Source organism: Fusobacteria bacterium ZRK30 (assembly GCA_024628785.1).
Taxonomy (GTDB): Bacteria; Fusobacteriota; Fusobacteriia; order Fusobacteriales; family Fusobacteriaceae; genus Psychrilyobacter.
Genome location: CP102404.1, coordinates 628,730 through 646,361 on the forward strand (window position 1 = coordinate 628,730; position 17,632 = coordinate 646,361).

A 17,632-nucleotide genomic window follows, 5' to 3' on the forward strand; every position below is an offset into this window, starting at 1 on the left:
ATCTAACTAATCCATATTATAGCACATTTTATAAAAAAAAATTAGAAAATTCAGCGAGATGATAAAAAAATATAAATAAATAGGCCTGTAAAATTTTACAGGCCATATCTATTACAAGGGTAGTATTACTTTCCCATATTTTTCATTTAAAATTAGTGCAGCGGCTTCATACATAGCAGATAAACCTGCTACGATTCCTACATATCCTGCAATTTTTCCAAGCAATGCGCTTTCAAAGAAAAAGTGCAGCCCTAATAGTATGAATAAAAGAGTTACCGATCCAAAAACTATTTTACCGATAGTTGGACCGTTTAAAGTTCCTATAAAGAAGATCAGCGTAACTATCCCCCATACAAACATATAAGAGCCTAAAGCAATATGATCAGCTGCCATATACCCGCTCTTGTTTAATACCCAGACTCCGACTAATGTCCACCAGAAAGCACCGTAAGAAGTAAATGCTGTGGCTCCGAATGTGTTACCTTTTTTATTTTCCTGGATACCTGCAATTATCTGTACAAATCCTCCATAAAAAAGTCCCATCATCATGATCATATCATTTAGTCCAAATAAACCTGCGTTGTGTAAATTTAATAACAAAGTTGTAGCTCCAAAACCCAGAAGCCCTAAAGGTGCTGGATTAGCCGTAGTATCTTTAACTATTCTTTCCATTGTAATTTGTTCCTCCTATATTATGATTTTACAGAAAATTGTACCATTTATTCAGGAGTAGAACAACTTTAATTTGATTGATTAAATCTTTATTAAACTTTAAGAATTGTTAAATTAGGAGAGAGAAAAAAATCATACTTTCAAATAACCATAAAAAAAGAGGCTGTCCCTAACCGGGATAAGCCTCTCTTGATTATAGTGGTAATATTTGTTTACCGTATTTTTCGTTTAAAATTAATCCTGCTGCTTCATAAATTGCTGAAGAACCACAGATGATTCCTACGTATCCAGCTAATGTACCGAATAATGCACTTTCAAGTACAAAGTGGAATCCTAATAATATGAATAAAATAGTTAATGTACCGAAAACTATCTTTCCTATAGTAGCTCCATTTAATGTACCGATGAAGAAGATAAATGTAACAAGACCCCATACAAACATATAAGAACCAAGAGCTAAACTGTTAGCAGCTAGATATTCAGCTTTGTTTAATACCCAAATTCCAACTAATGTCCACCAGAAAGCCCCATAAGAAGTAAATGCTGTGGCTCCGAACGTGTTCCCTTTTTTATTTTCCTGGATACCTGCAATTATTTGTGCAAATCCTCCGTAAAAAAGTCCCATCATTAAGATCATGTCATTTAATCCAAATAAACCTGCGTTGTGTAAATTTAATAATAAAGTTGTTGTTCCAAATCCTAAAAGCCCTAAAGGTGCTGGATTGGCAGTGGTATCTTTAATTGATCTTTCCATTGTAATTGTTCCTCCTAAATATAATGATTTTACAGGGTATAGTATCATTTTTTTTGAGTTAGTGCAAGTTTTTTTAGTATCTGTGTATGATTTTTACACTTAAATGGTCTAAAATGATGAAAAAAGAGCTGTTGTGGAAAAAAAAGTTTGATTTTCGTAAAAAGTATAGTATACTAATCCTAGGTAAAACGTTTTACCTGAAGGCGGTGAAAATGGGAAAGTTAACAATTAAAGATATTGCTAAAAAATCCGGGTTCTCTGTATCTACTGTTTCTAATGTTATAAATGGAAAGGGGAAATGTAGTATAGAAACTCAAAAAAAGATATTTAATCTGATGGAAGAAGTAGGATATAAACCTAATCAGGCTGCAAGAACCTTAGTTAGTAAGAAATCTAATCTAGTTGGAATCTTATTTCCTGTTGAAAACGATATCTTTCGAAAAAACAATTCATACCAAAAAATTCTGAATTCAATAACCTTTGAACTTTCAAAAAAATCATATGATCTGGTAATTGGAAATAATGTGAAAGAGCTGGATATCTTAGAGTGGTCGTTAAAAAGAGATCTGGAGGGTATCATCATCATTGGGGATATAGATACTTTGAAAGAAAAAGAATTAAAAAAATTAAACATTCCCGTAGTTTTTATAGATAACTATAAGAACAATCTCTATGGTGTTAATTATATTAATAGCGATGATACTATTGGAGGATTTAATGCTACTGAGATCTTGGCTAAAAATAGTTGTAAAAATATAGCCTTTGTGGGGAGTGAAGATATAGAGGTTCATAGCAGGAGATACCTGGGATACCAAAGTGCTCTTATGGAGTATTCCCTGGGAGAGGAGAGGCTATACCTGGATCAGCCGACCTATGAAGGAGGCCTGGCATTGGGAGAAGTAATATCTGAAACCGATATAGATGGTTTATGTATAGCTTCTGACATAATGGCATTTGGGATGATCTCATCTCTATTAAAAAATGGTAAAAGAATACCAGAAGATATAAAAATTATAGGATTTGATAACATCGATTCATGCCAGTATACAACTCCTACTCTCTCTTCTGTAGATCTAAATTTCTCTACTAAGGGAATAGTAGCAGTACAGATGATCTTTGATGAGATAGAGGGGAAAACTTTTTTGAGGAATCAATCAATAGATTTAAATATAGTATTAAGGGAAAGTGCAGGAGATAAAAATTAATAATTATTAAATAATATATACAGGGGGATAAAAATGGCAGTAGTAAAATTAAAAAAAGTAGAAAAAACATATCCAAATGGATTTAAAGCAGTTCATGGAATAGATTTAGATATTAAAGATGGAGAATTTATGGTATTTGTCGGTCCGTCTGGTTGTGCAAAATCTACAACTCTTAGAATGATTGCTGGTTTAGAAGATATTACAGGTGGAGAGGTAATCATAGGAGATCAAGTTGTAAATGAACTGCCTCCTAAGGATAGAGGAATTGCCATGGTATTCCAAAACTATGCACTTTATCCCCATATGACTTGCTATGAAAATATGGCATTTGGTCTAAAATTACAAAAATTACCTAAAGCTGAGATAGATGAAAGAGTAAGGGATGCAGCTACAAAATTAGAGATAACTGACCTATTGGATAGAAAACCCAAAGAGATGTCTGGGGGACAGAGACAGAGGGTAGCAGTAGGAAGAGCCATCGTCAGAAAACCTGAAGTTTTCCTATTTGACGAACCATTATCAAACCTGGATGCAAAATTAAGGGTATCTATGAGGGTTAGAATTACTCAATTACACCAGGAATTAAAAGATGCCGGACAGCCTGCTACTATGGTATATGTTACCCATGATCAGGTAGAAGCTATGACAATGGGAGACAGAATCTGTGTATTAGAATATGGTGTAATCAAACAAGTGGATACTCCTATCAACTTATACAGCAGGCCAAAGAATAAATTTGTTGCAGGATTTATCGGATCACCATCTATGAATATCATTCCATCTGAATTAATGATGGATGGAGGTAAGGTTGCTGTTAAAGTAGGGGAAACAATCTTGCACCTCCCTGAGGAGAAGGCAGAAAAAGTAAAAGATTCTGTAGGGAAGAAGGTATGGTTTGGAATCAGACCGGAGCATATTGGATCTCATGAAACTCATCCAGAGAAGGATGAATATATAACTGGGAAGATCTCTATCGTAGAGCAAATGGGAAATGAGGAGTTTATCTACTTTACAATAGATGGAATTCAATATTCTGCTAGATTAACCTCTGAAAACGTGAAAGAAACAGGAAACGGAAAAAATTATAATTTCTGGTTTGATATGGAGAAGTGTCATATCTTTGACTATGAAACAGATGAAAATATATCTCTAGTATAAATAAATTAAAAAGAGGCTGACCCAATGGGTCAAGCCTCTTCTTTATATACCTGTCTAGACATAACGACACGTCGCTTTTTTATTAATTTCCTTTCTCTAATTTAAGAAGATATTCTTTCCTCCAAATACCAGATGCAAATCCTGTAAGTTTACCCGACTTACCTATGACTCTGTGTCAGGGAACTATGATTGAAATTGGATTCTTTCCATTTGCACCTCCTACAGCCCTTACAGCTTTAGGATTGTTGATAGATTGAGCTTCTTCTGAATAAGAGATGGTTTTTCCATAGGGGATCTTATACATAGCTTTCCAGCATGCCCTTTGAAATTCTGTACCGCCTTTAAAATCAATATTTATGGTAAATGTAGTCCTTTTCTTTTCAAAATATTCTTCTAATTCTTTTTTACACTTAATCACTTCAGGGCTGGATATCTCCTCATTCTTTTTTTTATCTAAAAAATGAATACCGCTTATTCCATCAGTTTCCTCGGTGATCTCAATGATACCAAGAAAATCATGTTCTAAATAGATTCTTCCTTTCAAGTTAACACCTCCAATTTCTGTTAGATAAAGTATATCATAATTATCAAATATTTAATTTTGAATAATAAAAAAGGGTGATCAACCCACCCTTTTAAATTATCTCATTGTAGAAAGTAGCATTACAGTCTGGACATCTCGGTAACTCCTCACTATCGCTATCTATTATTATCTCTAGACTGCACATAGTACAAATATAAGTTCCTTCACCTGGTTTTTCACCTGTTGCGTACACAGGACCTCACCCCCCTAAAAAATCTTAAAGACTTGGAGTCTTAAATTATATCACTTATAGGAGTATACATCAAAAAGCTTATAAAATCACTAAAAAACTTATAAAATCGCTAAAAAGTTTAAAAATTATCAAGTAGATTAGCTAAAGATAATTTTTAAATATTTAGTAGAAATAAAAAACCACTATTATAGAATAAATTCTTTATAGCTCCATAAAAATCTCTTAAGTTAATTTTTGCTGATCCTCTGCCAAAATTAATAGTAATAAAATTGTCCCTATAATTTTATTCTTCATTTTTCTCCCCTATTTTATTTGATTTACAATTATTTTTTATAATTTTCTTAATGCTTAAGTTTTCCACTTTCGTAACGGAGAGCTCCTTCTTTTTTTTCTTTATCTATGACCTTCCCATCTCCATAGTAAGAGGTAGTTGATTCTGCATGATCTTTCCCCTGGTTAAAATCTCCTTTGTATAGGAGTTTTCCACTTTCGTAACGGACAATACCATCTTTGGTTTCTTTATCTATGATCTTCCCATCTCCATAATAAGAGGTAGTTGATTCTGCATGATCTTTCCCTTGGTTAAAATCTCCTTTGTGTAGAAGTTTTCCATTTTCGTAACGGACAATACTATCTTTGGTTTCTTTATCTATGATCTTCCCATCTCCATAATAAGAGGTAGTTGATTTTGCATGATCTTTCCCCTGGTTAAAATCTCCTTTGTGTAGAAGTTTTCCATTTTCGTAACGGACAATACCATCTTTGGTTTCTTTATCTATGATCTTCCCATCCCCATAGTAAGAGGTAGTTGATTCTGCATGATCTTTCCCTTGGTTAAAATTTCCTTTGTGTAGAAGTTTTCCATTTTCATAATAGATAATCTGTTCACCATTGAAGTTTCCATTGATTGTGTCTCCATAAATAATCAAATTAAAACTAAGAATTAAAATAAATAATAATTTTTTCATTTCTTCCTCCTCCTATTTTTTTAAGGATATCAATCACTATTTAAGTATGCTTTAAAATAATCATAAAATCAATTTTTTAGCTCTATGTCCATCTTTTTTAGGTCATAATATCGTCTCCTTTGAATTTTATGCCATTGATTTGAGTAAACCTCCATCCAACCACTCTAAACTCCAGCAGAGTGCTGATACGCCTTCATTCCGTAACTATTTATACCTTAATCACTCTTAATCTTCTTATCATTGTTCTCATCTGGATTTCGTTATTTAGTAAATATGAACCCTAAATTTGACTTTTTGAGCATTTAAAGATACTATACTAAAGTATTCAATGCCTCAAAATTGTTTTGCAAAAAAAAAAACAGAATTTTTTCTGTTTTTTTTATTTAATTGATTTTTTGTAATTTGTAGGGAATAATACATATGAATATAGTTTTTCATATATTCTTTTCCCTTTTAAAAGCCTTAACTTCCTAGAGTTAAGGCTTTTACTATTTATTAATAATTATTACTAAAATAAATTTGCTTTTTTGCAGTTTATGATGAATACTTTGAATAAGAAGACCTTTAGATCTTCATGTTAATTACCATTTAAAAGCCTTGACTTGCGAAGTGAAGGCTTTTATTGTTTGCTCTATATTGTTAATTTATCAGTTGTCATCACTATATTTTTAGAAGGTGTATTTATATTCTTAGCACCTTTTATATCAATATCTCCCACACACTCGATCTCTAACAGGTGTGTCCCGCAATTTATGTCTTAGTCACACCTTCCTTAGCTCCCCTCTTTTAGCCTTTTTAATCTTTTCAAACTTGTTAGGAGTGAGCTGCACATATAGCTCTAAAGCTCCTAATGTTCACCTTTAAACTTAGTTAAAAATTAGTTTTATTAAGTGTTTCTTAAATTTTTCTTTTAATTTTTAATTTTTATTGTTATACTTTCTAAAACTGCAACATAGGGGGGATAATTATGCACTTTTTTATCAACGTTAGAACTCAAGAAATTCACTCATCTAAATGTTCTATATTACCAAAACAACTTGGGATATCTTCAGCTTTTTATGCTGATTTTAAATTTTATATTAATTTAGGATTTCACAAAAATTTAGAATCTGTCATAATGAGTGGAATTTCTAGAGGCTATATCAATGCTAGATGTTCTTCCTGCTGTTGTACTTCGATAGGCTGGTAACTTTCAAAGATCTTCTTTAACACATAGTTTACAATTTTATTACTTTTGTGATATAATTTTAGAACGAAAAAGGAGGTGACTTCTATGATCTATTATATTGATTTTTATATTGATATTAAAACTTGCGAAATACACCAATCTGACTGTAATCATATATCTGCTGAAAATAAACTTTATCTAGGGATCTATAGGGATTTGGATGTAGCATTGGTAAATGCTAAATCTAAAGGATTTAAAAAGGCTTATGTCTGTAAGTCTTGTAATATATTATCTTAAAAATAATAAAAAGAGCTGCTTAGCAGCTCTTTTTATTATTCCTGGAAATTTTCTCTGATCTATTAATTCCTTTATCCTCCCTCATTGATATAGATCCTCTGTCTAGCTCTATCATATCCCCTCCTTATCTGCTTAATTTAATTAATACCATTAATAAACTTAATTAATATCGATAACGTTTAAGTTGTTTTTTTTGTTAAATAACTATAAAATATGATTGTAATGAGTATTGTAGTATCAATTTAATACTACTCCCTCCCCAAGGGAAGTCATTACAACCATTGTATAAAGAAGGCTCTTAAACGACTATTTTAAGAGCTTTTTTTATTTTCTCGTGCAGCTGTTTTTTTTTGATCTTCTCCATGGATTTCATCTGAGTTTGTTTTAATTTCATTTATTCTTTCCGTTCATATTTCCCCTATAAAAAATAAAAATGAGCGTAAAAACAGCCCCCTTGTTCAATATTTTTTAATTGAGGTATTATTTTGTCCAATAATATTTCTTTCATCATCAGTAATAAAAGTGCCTTTTGTAGCATCTAATATTACATATTGATTACCCCAAGGATCTTTTACAACAGCACATTTTCCTATTTTTATGTCAAAAGGTCCACATATAACTTCTCCACCTGCTTTTTTTATTTCTACAATTGTATCTATTACTGATTCTACTTTAATATCAATCTCTTGTGCCTTTCGCTCATTTTGGATTACAATTTCCGTTATTCCTTCGCTCATTCCAAGACCTATTGCTGAATCAGATTTCCATATAATTTTCAATCCAAGGTTATTGCAATAATATTCTAATCCATCCTGTAAATTAGGAATATAAAATTGCACACAGTCTATGTTTTTAAATATTGGTTGTTTTGATGTCTCTATTTGTATCCTCCTTATTGAACTTCTTTTCTTTTCCAGTCATTATATTTTATTAAATCACTGGGAAAACCTTTGTTTTTAAATTTTTTTTTCAGTTCTGATAATACTTTCATTACAAGTGGAGATGAATTTTCAATAGATAGTTCATTTAGATTTTTCCAGGATATCCCGTCAGAATCATTAATTTCGTTGTTTCCATAGACATTGATTTCACTGGAGATATCTTTAACTTTTTCTTTTAATTTCACTGAATAAAATATAGCTATATGATGAATAAATTTATAGTTTAAATATGCTTCTTTGATTTTGAAGTCTTGTATTCCTAAAGATTCCAGAACTTCTATTTCATAACCTGTTTCTTCTATAAACTCTCTTTGAAGGTGTTGAATAATAGATTCATCTTCGTTTAAACCTCCTCCTGGCAGATCAAATCTATTAATATACGGCCCTTTTACTTTATTTATTAGTAAAATTTTAGAATTTTCATAAGCTACACCGTAAACACCGTAATGTTTATGCCATTCTTTTTTCATAGTTGACCTCCTTATAAAGTTTTAGTTTTTATCTATTCTACCTCGTTTAATTACCCTGTAAAATGTCAATCACTGCAAAACCATCATTTTCTAAGACCTTAAAACTAAAAGATCTTTCACCTATAAAAAAAGCCTTGGAATATACTCTCTGCTGCAGAAAAAAAGTTCAAGGTAGGAAATTCCAATATTGAGAAGACCCCCCAAAAAAAATGAAGAAAAAATGAAAATAAAAAGGCGGACTAATCCACCTTTTTATAGATTCCACCTTCACAATCTGGACATCTTGGCAATTCCTCGTTGTCAGTCTCTATTATTAGTTCCAAGTGACACATCATGCACATATAAGTACCTACCCCTGGTTTTTCATTTGTTACGTACATAAGATTTCACCTCCTAAAAAAATCATAATTTCCTTACTTTAGGAGTATACATCAAAATACTTAAAAAAGCACTAAAAACTTAATTTTTTTATAAGGAAAGTAATTTTAAAAACAAAAAAGACAGTTCCTAAGGACTGACTTTTTTTTGTTTCTATATCAAATATAACTCTCTCCTGAGGGATTATACATTACATATCATAAAAAGTAAATATTTAAATTAAAAAAAATTAATATTCAATAGAACACAGAAATACTGTTATCTAATTTGACTATTTTCCCTAAAAGTTGCTTATTTAGTAGAAGCTTCAAAAGCTGCAAAATAAATCCATCTCGTTAATACACTTGTGACAAATCCTGTAACCCCCCCTCTACTTCTTTTCCTTTGATTTTGACTCCATCAAACCAAGCGATATCCTATATTTATTTAATTCACTATCTATTTGATCATTAGAAGTTAAATTAATATTTCCATTATACTCAGAGTTTTTAAGTCCTTCAGCAAACTCATTGAGGAGTTTGTAAGCTATATTCCTGGCTTTTTTTCCTCCTTCTTCAATTGCATTACCACCTTTATTCCCTGTTGTTCTTACTAATGGAGAAGGTAAGATTAATAATACAATACCTAACAATGTGCTCAATACAAATGGATTTGTAAATATTTCTTTCATGCTTCACACTCCTTATATCTCTTTATATGTAATTTTATAATTTTTAGGGGCGACCTTTACAATTGAATCTGGTCAACTGTAGAATAAATTCCTTTCAGACATTCTTCTTCTTAATAATCCTTTAGATCTTTTTGGGGCTGCCTTAGATCATAAATTAAAGATCCGGCATGGACCTATAAAATTCTTATTATTTACCAACTTAACTATGTCAGATTTCCTAAAGCGAGAACCTCCGACATTGCAGCAAAGGGAGACTAGAGTGCATATTGGTTTTGATTTATCTTTTAAGTCATTATAGCTTTTTTGACTATTTTTTCATATAACCTTAATTATTTTTTAAGTTCAACATTTACTTTTTTTAAGGTTGTAATATCGCCTTCTTTAACTTTTATACCATTGATCTGTGTAAATCCCCATCCAATGTTTCTATCATTAGTTCTTACCTCATTTTCACTATTTAAAATATATGACTTTTAAATTTGACTTTTTTTAATTTATAGGTAATAATCTGAATGATTAGACTTCCCCAAAGTTTAATCATCGTATGTGTATTTTTGTGAAAGCCTTAACTTCTTAGAGTTAAGGCTTTTACTATGGAAAAAATACTATTCTAATATTGTAGTTAGTCTGTCTTCTGCATCTTTATGTTTATGGAGATCTATAGAATAAGTTTTATTGCTCCTACATCTTCTTCTTCTTCTTCTTTACCACTCACTGGATAATTTTTCTCTGTATTTGTATGATCTGTTAAAACTTTTAAAGGTTTAGAAATCTCTCTAGGAGGATCATCAAATTCTACCATGCTGTAGTCATGTTATAACTTATAGATGATACCTTTCTAGCCCTTAAAAACCTAAACTCCATTAAAAGCCCAACCTCCTTTTCATATTTAAACTGCATATATATTCCCTGGTAATATCATGGGTAAAGTGAGTAAATAGACTCCATCATACTTTCCAAAATGAAAATTTTGTCACGAAAAAACTCCCGGATTTCCCACTACCCCAAAGCTTTCTGAAGCCCTCACACTACCTTTTTATTTTGTTACCATTCTTTTTTGTGCTATACTCTTGGTATACTAGCTAATAAGGAGGTCCGTTAATGCTCTATTGTATTGATCTCAAAACAAGTCAAGTTCATGTGCTTGGGTGTCGACATATTCCACAGAAAAGCGTAGACAAAAGTTTTCTAGGTCGTTTTGGGAACCCTAATGACGCAGTAAGCGATGCAAAGTCTAAAGGCTTTTCAAATGCTAATGGCTGTCTTCATTGCTGTTCTGGCGCCCGGAGAAAATAAATGAGTGGGCTGTTTAGCCCTTTTTTTATTTTTCTCCATCCCCTTGACTACCTCTTTGCCTGAGGCTGTTATATCAACTATAGCCAAAGAGTTGTTGACCTTTATAGTACTGATCTCTGCATCTAGAGACTTCTTATTCTTTATAACTTTTCCATCTGGTGTATTTTTCTCCACATACTCTGTCTCAGTCACCCATTTTATATCTCTCCTTTTATATCTCTCAGGTCATTGATCTATGCGTATGCTCCTAATTTTGTATATATAATAAGACCTTTTCTCAGCTCTTTTATTGTTTGGGTTATACTTTTACATGGTAGGTTTTAGTCTTGGGTAGCTGGCTATCCTCTTCTTAGACATAAATTATCTTGATATCCACCTTATATTCTTAGAAAATTATTTATATTCTTAGAATTTCCTTTGATTTTATGTTATACTTTCAGAAAACAATATAGGAGGATTACATATGATTTTTTTTATCGATACTAAAACTCATAAGATTCACACAAAGAAATGTTCTCAACTGAGAAAACATCTTAATATACCACCAATTTTTCGTACTAAATTTAAATTTTATATTAACTTAGGACTTCATAAAAATTTAGAATCTGCTGTACTAATGGGGATCTCTCAAGGTTATATTAACGCTAAAGGATCTTCTTGTTGCTGTGCTTTTATAGATTGGTAACTTACAATAATCAATTATCTGAGGATAATAATTGTTATATCTTTTTTTTGCCATAGATTACTCCTTGTCTTTTTGTTTGTTCAGTATTATAATAATATTAAGAAAAAAATACAGGAGGTTTATTATGACGTATTATGACTACTATATCGATACTGAAAATAACAAAATTCATAGAGGAAGCTGTACTCTTCTATTAAATAATTCTAATGTTTTTTTAGGCACTTTTAAAAATTATAAAGCTGCATCTCAATTTGCAGAGTTTAGAGGATATAAAAATGCTACCCTTTGTAAAAGTTGTAATTACCTTTAGATCAAACTATTTTAGAGCTATATTTATAGCTCTTTTTTATTCTCAGATATTTATGGTGAATGGCTTAATATCCTCTCCTTCTTAAATTTTATTATTTCTTAAGTTGAATAAATAAGTAAACACTAGTAAAGTGTTTGTGTAATGAATAATTTTGCATTTATGAAATGCTTTTCTCTCTCCCAAGAGTTTCATTACATTTGGAGCTCTTATAAGAGCTCCTTTTTTATATATTCATAGAGATACTGTAGCAGTGATTTGTTTTAGGAGGTCCACTTAATTGGAATATCTTTAAAAATATAGATAAGTAGTAAAATAAGAAAATAGTTGTTTAGTTTAGTTAATTAAAAGTTTATTTAGTTTATCAATGTTGTTTTTTTGGACATTTAGTTATAAAATTTTAGTAAGTGGATTCGAAACACATGTTTTTAAGACTCTCTCTCCTAAATTTCATGTGAATTAGATTCTAATCTAGTTAAAAAATTAGAATCCACCTAGAAAAATCTGTCCTCAACGGATTTTTTTATTTTTTAAAAGACTCATTCTATATTTGGGTCTTTTTTATTTTTCTTCACCTAGTTTTCACAAATGCATCATATAATCATTTTACAGAAAACAATACTAAAGGAGGAGTTATATGAAGAAAAAGATTTTATTATTTACAGGGGTAGTTTTAATGGGAATTTTTATGTATAGTATGCCCTATACTAGCAGTTTAAATGGAACTAGTATAAGCAAGGCAGGAGGTTCTTCGGAGTTAAGATTACAATATAAAAAAGGGGTTTACTACGAACTTGGAAAGGACACACCGTTTACAGGTAAAATGAGAGTAAATTATGAGAAGGAGTATATAAACAATGAAGGTAATTCTATTATCAGAGAAGCATCTTTTGAGAATGAATATGTAGATGGAGTTAAAAAAAATACAAACTATTATAGCCAAAACGGTATTTTTGAATATAGTATTAAAAATATATAGAAGAAATTATTTATCAGACAAACAGCTAAAAATCTTTAGTTACTTGTCTGATTTTTTATGAGAAAATAATATATTTTTCTAAAATAAAATTCTTTACTTTTCTAGAAATCTAACTTCAAATGTATAATTAATTTAATCTTTATAATAACCTGTGTTATTTCAATTTTTTTGTATAATAAGGCAGTCCTAATGCTGTTTTTATTTCCTTTCATCATCTTTTAAATAGTTTTTATATCATCATGCACATCTATTTTTGATAATTTCTTTATTGGTTCTTTATCAATAAATTTTTTCTCTTTATTATTTCCTCGGTATTCTTCATATTCTTCTAAATTAAGTATTTCATATTGAATATTTTCAATAATTTTTTGTCGATCAGTTCAGTTTAGTCCCATATTTCCTCCTTAATTGCTTTCACTAAATGTATCTACAATATTTTTTTAGAAATTAACTCTATGTTTAATTTGTTGGCTTTATTTCTTCAGATTCTGAATACTCCTACTTTTCAGCATAAAATTCAATAGTTTTATTCTTCATTTCATCATTATTTTTAAATTTGGTATGTACTCTAATAATTTCCTGTGCATATTTTTCTTTTGTTACCCCTTTTCCAGGGCGGCATTGAATTTACTTTCAAATTCTTCCAGGGATCTCACAGAGGAGTGTCTCTAAAAAAAATTATCTGAGAGAAGATCCTCAGTAGAAATAGACCTTTATCTAACATTTTCATAACAGCTTTAATTGCAACTTTACCAGACATTTAGTACCTCCATTTAAAAATTAAAATTTTAATAAAGACTAATATTTCCTAATGAATATCAATGTGTTGTTGTATCTCGATTTCATCAAATAATTTTGTTTATTCATTTGTTATGATATGTTTAACATGTTCTTCTATTTTTTGGAGTTCCTTAATAAAAAATTTTGGATGAGCTTCATAATTTTCTAGCTCATGTATTGGAAGCCAATACATAAATTCTCTTACTCCATCTGATGCAAAACTATTACTTTTTAATTCTTTTGTTCCTCTAGATTTCATTAAATAATAGAAACAGACTTCATGACATTTTACTCCTTTTTTTAGTGTCCCACCATTACCCTCAAAAAAGTTCTCGTGGATGAAAGCAAGTTTTTCAATTTCATATACTATCCCTGTTTCTTCAAACACCTCTCGTCTAACTGCATCTTCTGTAGATTCGCCTATTTTTACTGCTCCACCTACAGAATAATAATAGCTATCTTTTTCATTCTTAGCAAATAGAATATCTCCATCTTCAATAATTATCGCGGCAGCTCTATATCTAAATCGCTTATCATCTGTTATTAATTTACAATCCATTATCATCCCCCTTATCTCCTACCACTTCTGCTCAAAATAAATCTTAATTACTCTTTCTCTTCCCTTTCCTCATAGCCGCTCTTTTCCCCTCTACTCTTCTTAATACTTACTACTCACTACAAGCCTCACCCTCCAAAACTTTAGCTTCCTTCAGAGGATAATTCCATCCTACAGCCACTAATAACTTCATCTAGTATCGATGAGCTTTTTCAATGGTGTGAATTGAATTTTTCGAAAGAATAATTTTATGGTCCTTACTATTAGAATATTCAATTGTAATAAATCCTTCTCTTTCAGAAATGATTTTAACATTTTTATATTTATGACCGGTTTCGAATCCGACACCAACACTATTAGTAGTGATATTTACCAGATCAAAACCGGCATCTTTAATATAATTTAACATACTTAACCCCCTCTTAAATTTTAATTAAATATTACTACTTAAAATAAAAATTTTCAACATGTATTTTGATTTTAAATATCAGAGGCAGGACATGGAATGGAGATTTACTCTAGGAGGCCACATCAGGAATATAACAAATAAAGGATTATATAAAAACCCTTTAGATCACTAGCAAGGCCATGAAATAACCCCCAAAGTTCTATCCTGATGAACTGCATAGGAAGCTCTAATTGAAAAAATAATGGATGGCAGCAGACAAAAGCAAGATGTGTCGCGGTGACATTCTCAATAACTAAGCAGCGGTAATAGTGGGATCCCTTTGGGGGGAATTATGGATATTGAAAATTAAATAGTGAGCTAAAGCTTTTTATGAGCTATACTTAATATTAAAAATAAGTATGGAGGAGTGATTTTATGATTGTAAGAGAAGTATTATTAGAAGATGCAGAGAAATATCTTCAAATGCTTAAAATTTTAGACGAGCAGACAAACTTTCTGATGTTTGAACCGGGAGAAAGAAAAACAACCTTGGAAGATCAAAAAAACATTATTAAATATAATGTTGAAAATAAAATCCCTATGTTTTTAATGGAGATAGAAGGTGAAATTGTTGGATTTTTAAAAGGTGTAAGGTACAAATGTAATAGAATGAATCAGAATCTGCATATTGCTTTAGGGATCTTAAGTTCTTATCGGGGAAAAGGCGGAGGAAAAGCATTAATGAATAAAGTAGACCAGTGGTCCCAGAATAATAATATTAAAAGAATGGAATTAACTGTCGCCTGTGAGAATAAAAAAGCGGTAAATCTATATAAATCTATGGGGTTTGAAATTGAAGGAATTAAAAGGTCATCTTTCAAATTAGAGGATAAATTTCTTGATCAATACTATATGGGAAAAGTGTATTAAAAATTTTATAAATAAATATTCAAAGCATACTGATTAATTAGTGTGCTTTTTATTTACCAAAACAAATAAGAAATTATTTTAATAGAGGAGTAGGGGGAATAGAAAACTTGGCTGGATAAAAAAAGAAAGCTAATTATAGCTTCCTTCACATCTTTTTTAACAATTCAGAACATCAGCAATTAGACTTTATATAACAAGGTTATAAAAGAAAAAGGTGCTAAATAGTATCAGAACTACCCCAGAAATTTTATTTATTAAAGTAAGTTGTTTGCTTCCTATCTTATTCCCTACTTTTGAAGCTGTAAAACTGAGAAAGAGCCACCAAAATGATGATCCTAAAAAAACCCCTGACACTAAAGAAAATACTGTAAAAGTATCTTTTGGAAGGACTCCTATTCCTGCAAAGATAGCAATAAATGAAAGTATGGTTGATGGGTTAGTAACAGTAAGAAAGAATGTTGAGATATAGTCTTTAAAGATTTTATTATTTCTGTCTATGGCTATTGTTGCCTCATTGGATTCCTTAAAAAAACTTTTTACTCCTAAATATAAAAGAAAAAATATACCTATAAATTGAAAAATATCTTTATAAGTAAGGAGTAAATTGGAAGCAGTAGTCATTCCAAAAGCAGCTATACATCCGTATAGTGTGTCTGCTGTGGCTGCTCCTATCCCTGTTATTAAGCCAGATTTTCTACCTTTGGTCAGACTTCTTTTAATACATAAGATCCCTATTGGTCCTACAGGGGCAGCTACAAGAAAACCAATTGTAAAACCTTTTATAATAAATTCCATACAAAACTCCTCCCTCATAAATTATATTAGTAGATATTCTAAATATAATATCTTAAATGTTTCAAAATGTAAATAGAATTATTGTAATTGATCTAAGTGGATAAAAAGCTGGAATAAAATATTATATTCAATTAAAAAAAAAGATCCTAATGTCATTATACGACATTAGGATCTTTTTTCTACAAATTTGGATCTCTTGGTTTGGGGTAAACAATGTGGTACATTTAAAATAAAGAATTTAAAGGGGGGAATTATGTTTGTATTAAGAGGGGTTTTTAGAGAAATAAATAAAAGAAACAACAATAAACGATTATACAGATATTATAAAGGTACATAAAGATGTATTTGGTGAAAAAGGGGGAATAATAGCGGGATTAGTTACTTATCTTTTAGAAGATGAAAGCGGAAAACCACTTATCTCCCTTTTGGCAACTTCTAATGAGAAACCAGTAAGTCATATACTTTTTACAAAGGCTAAAATAGACAACGTTAAAAAGAATCCAGGAAAGGTAATTTGTGCTGATAGTATGAATAAAATAGAATATTGGGCTTGAATAAAGGTTTTGAAAAGATGGAAGTTAAACTTCATTCTTTTTCATTTTAAGAAAGGATAAATATGAGATTATATTGCATCAATAAAAAGAGGAGTACTTCGGTACTCCTCTTTCTCTATAGTATAAAGTTTTTGTGAAAACTTAAAATTTAATGATGGTACCTGAGAAGGGACTACACGGTGCCGTAATAGGTAGAGCCCTTTATTTCCTTTGTATAAAGTAATTATATAATACTAAATATGACATGTCCAGTAAAGATTAAAAGTTAAATGATATTTTGAGAGTTAACGATATATTTCGTAAAAATAATAAAAAAATAATAAAATTTCCTATAAAATAATTAAAAATATGGTAAAATTAACTAATAGTATTCGCCTACATTTTTGTAAGTGAATTAAACGGAAGTTATTTAGGGAAGGGGGGGAACAGTGAAAAAATTAAGATGGTATCTAGCAAGATGGTATAAGTATTATATAATAAATCCTCATTATCAAAAATTTTATGGGAGCTTTGAAGAATATTGTAGACGGCGAAAAATGCATGAAAAAAAACATAATATTAAATAAAATAAAAGAATAAAAAAGGCCGGTTTTTTCGGCCTTTTTTTCTTTACTATTATAAATTAAATTTGTAACCAGCCGAAAGAACAACTCTTCCGTAGTCGTTATCTTCCTTTGCTTTAAATGCTTTAACTTTAGTTTTAGCTTTAGTAACAGCGTACATTAGATCTACAGTAAAGTTCTTATACTCTAAACCTCCACCTAAAGCCCAGTATAGACCATCTTCGATATTTGTGTTATATCTATATGTTTTCCCATTAGAACCTCTTTTACCTGTCAAATTAGATTCACCAAAGTTAAACGAATAACCTAAGTTGGCTTTTAAATATGGCTTAATTTCAGAAT

The 17,632-nt window shown here is 30.5% G+C and carries 23 protein-coding genes; 8 read left to right on the forward strand and 15 right to left on the reverse strand.

Annotated features, from left to right (window positions below; genetic code table 11):
* Nucleotides 1-111: 111 nt before the first annotated feature.
* Nucleotides 112-672, reverse strand: a complete 561-nt coding sequence (locus tag NRK67_03055) for an acetate uptake transporter (GenBank protein ID UUV16899.1) — start codon at nucleotides 670-672, stop codon at nucleotides 112-114.
* Nucleotides 673-865: 193 nt separating this feature from the next.
* Complete coding sequence (locus tag NRK67_03060; protein UUV16900.1) at nucleotides 866-1,426, reverse strand: acetate uptake transporter; 561 nt, start codon at nucleotides 1,424-1,426, stop codon at nucleotides 866-868.
* Between the two features lie 212 nt (nucleotides 1,427-1,638).
* Between NRK67_03060 and NRK67_03065 the strand changes: the two genes are divergently transcribed.
* A complete protein-coding gene (locus NRK67_03065) occupies nucleotides 1,639-2,631 on the forward strand; it encodes a LacI family transcriptional regulator (GenBank protein ID UUV16901.1) in 993 nt (330 codons plus the stop codon).
* A 33-nt stretch (nucleotides 2,632-2,664) separates the two neighbouring features.
* Complete coding sequence (gene ugpC / locus NRK67_03070; protein UUV16902.1) at nucleotides 2,665-3,789, forward strand: sn-glycerol-3-phosphate ABC transporter ATP-binding protein UgpC; 1,125 nt, start codon at nucleotides 2,665-2,667, stop codon at nucleotides 3,787-3,789.
* 82 nt (nucleotides 3,790-3,871) lie between these two features.
* Here the strand turns inward: ugpC and NRK67_03075 are convergent, their stop codons facing one another.
* The 3 genes from NRK67_03075 to NRK67_03085 form a co-directional block, all read right to left on the reverse strand.
* Complete coding sequence (locus NRK67_03075; GenBank protein ID UUV16903.1) at nucleotides 3,872-4,333, reverse strand: methylated-DNA--[protein]-cysteine S-methyltransferase; 462 nt, start codon at nucleotides 4,331-4,333, stop codon at nucleotides 3,872-3,874.
* Nucleotides 4,334-4,424: 91 nt separating this feature from the next.
* Nucleotides 4,425-4,565, reverse strand: coding sequence for a zinc ribbon-containing protein (locus NRK67_03080; protein UUV16904.1), 141 nt, complete (start codon nucleotides 4,563-4,565; stop codon nucleotides 4,425-4,427).
* A gap of 341 nt (nucleotides 4,566-4,906) precedes the next feature.
* Nucleotides 4,907-5,533, reverse strand: a complete 627-nt coding sequence (locus NRK67_03085) for a hypothetical protein (protein ID UUV16905.1) — start codon at nucleotides 5,531-5,533, stop codon at nucleotides 4,907-4,909.
* A 967-nt stretch (nucleotides 5,534-6,500) separates the two neighbouring features.
* Here NRK67_03085 and NRK67_03090 point away from each other — a divergent pair.
* Both NRK67_03090 and NRK67_03095 read left to right on the forward strand, forming a co-directional pair.
* Nucleotides 6,501-6,722: a hypothetical protein gene (locus tag NRK67_03090; GenBank protein ID UUV16906.1), complete on the forward strand. Its 222-nt coding sequence runs from the start codon at nucleotides 6,501-6,503 to the stop codon at nucleotides 6,720-6,722.
* Between the two features lie 84 nt (nucleotides 6,723-6,806).
* A complete protein-coding gene (locus tag NRK67_03095) occupies nucleotides 6,807-6,998 on the forward strand; it encodes a hypothetical protein (GenBank protein UUV16907.1) in 192 nt (63 codons plus the stop codon).
* Nucleotides 6,999-7,456: 458 nt separating this feature from the next.
* Here NRK67_03095 and NRK67_03100 read toward each other — a convergent pair whose 3' ends face one another.
* The 6 genes from NRK67_03100 to NRK67_03125 form a co-directional block, all read right to left on the reverse strand.
* A complete protein-coding gene (locus tag NRK67_03100) occupies nucleotides 7,457-7,837 on the reverse strand; it encodes a VOC family protein (protein ID UUV16908.1) in 381 nt (126 codons plus the stop codon).
* Between the two features lie 53 nt (nucleotides 7,838-7,890).
* Nucleotides 7,891-8,409 (reverse strand): NUDIX hydrolase, encoded by a 519-nt coding sequence (locus NRK67_03105; GenBank protein UUV16909.1) that lies wholly within the window; start codon nucleotides 8,407-8,409, stop codon nucleotides 7,891-7,893.
* A 239-nt stretch (nucleotides 8,410-8,648) separates the two neighbouring features.
* Nucleotides 8,649-8,789 (reverse strand): zinc ribbon-containing protein, encoded by a 141-nt coding sequence (locus NRK67_03110; protein ID UUV16910.1) that lies wholly within the window; start codon nucleotides 8,787-8,789, stop codon nucleotides 8,649-8,651.
* 368 nt (nucleotides 8,790-9,157) lie between these two features.
* Entirely contained in the window at nucleotides 9,158-9,457 is a 300-nt protein-coding gene (locus tag NRK67_03115) for a hypothetical protein (GenBank protein ID UUV16911.1), read from the reverse strand.
* Nucleotides 9,458-10,115: 658 nt separating this feature from the next.
* Nucleotides 10,116-10,259, reverse strand: a complete 144-nt coding sequence (locus tag NRK67_03120) for a hypothetical protein (GenBank protein UUV16912.1) — start codon at nucleotides 10,257-10,259, stop codon at nucleotides 10,116-10,118.
* A 443-nt stretch (nucleotides 10,260-10,702) separates the two neighbouring features.
* Nucleotides 10,703-10,945 (reverse strand): hypothetical protein, encoded by a 243-nt coding sequence (locus NRK67_03125; protein UUV16913.1) that lies wholly within the window; start codon nucleotides 10,943-10,945, stop codon nucleotides 10,703-10,705.
* A gap of 617 nt (nucleotides 10,946-11,562) precedes the next feature.
* Here NRK67_03125 and NRK67_03130 point away from each other — a divergent pair.
* Together NRK67_03130 and NRK67_03135 are read left to right on the forward strand one after the other, a co-directional pair.
* Entirely contained in the window at nucleotides 11,563-11,748 is a 186-nt protein-coding gene (locus NRK67_03130; GenBank protein UUV16914.1) for a hypothetical protein, read from the forward strand.
* A gap of 634 nt (nucleotides 11,749-12,382) precedes the next feature.
* Nucleotides 12,383-12,724 carry a hypothetical protein gene (locus tag NRK67_03135; protein ID UUV16915.1) on the forward strand — a complete coding sequence of 114 codons (342 nt, stop codon included), beginning with the start codon at nucleotides 12,383-12,385 and terminating at the stop codon, nucleotides 12,722-12,724.
* 859 nt (nucleotides 12,725-13,583) lie between these two features.
* Here NRK67_03135 and NRK67_03140 read toward each other — a convergent pair.
* A complete protein-coding gene (locus tag NRK67_03140; GenBank protein UUV16916.1) occupies nucleotides 13,584-14,069 on the reverse strand; it encodes an NUDIX domain-containing protein in 486 nt (161 codons plus the stop codon).
* A gap of 184 nt (nucleotides 14,070-14,253) precedes the next feature.
* Nucleotides 14,254-14,469: a hypothetical protein gene (locus NRK67_03145; protein UUV16917.1), complete on the reverse strand. Its 216-nt coding sequence runs from the start codon at nucleotides 14,467-14,469 to the stop codon at nucleotides 14,254-14,256.
* A gap of 414 nt (nucleotides 14,470-14,883) precedes the next feature.
* On the opposite strand from NRK67_03145, the gene NRK67_03150 reads away from it, so the two are divergent.
* Nucleotides 14,884-15,378 carry a GNAT family N-acetyltransferase gene (locus NRK67_03150; GenBank protein UUV16918.1) on the forward strand — a complete coding sequence of 165 codons (495 nt, stop codon included), beginning with the start codon at nucleotides 14,884-14,886 and terminating at the stop codon, nucleotides 15,376-15,378.
* A gap of 186 nt (nucleotides 15,379-15,564) precedes the next feature.
* Here the strand turns inward: NRK67_03150 and NRK67_03155 are convergent, their stop codons facing one another.
* Nucleotides 15,565-16,173 carry a LysE family transporter gene (locus tag NRK67_03155; protein ID UUV16919.1) on the reverse strand — a complete coding sequence of 203 codons (609 nt, stop codon included), beginning with the start codon at nucleotides 16,171-16,173 and terminating at the stop codon, nucleotides 15,565-15,567.
* Nucleotides 16,174-17,155: 982 nt separating this feature from the next.
* Here NRK67_03155 and NRK67_03160 point away from each other — a divergent pair.
* A complete protein-coding gene (locus tag NRK67_03160) occupies nucleotides 17,156-17,293 on the forward strand; it encodes a hypothetical protein (protein UUV16920.1) in 138 nt (45 codons plus the stop codon).
* Between the two features lie 49 nt (nucleotides 17,294-17,342).
* Here NRK67_03160 and NRK67_03165 read toward each other — a convergent pair whose 3' ends face one another.
* Entirely contained in the window at nucleotides 17,343-17,567 is a 225-nt protein-coding gene (locus NRK67_03165) for a hypothetical protein (GenBank protein ID UUV16921.1), read from the reverse strand.
* Between the last annotated feature and the right edge of the window lie 65 nt (nucleotides 17,568-17,632).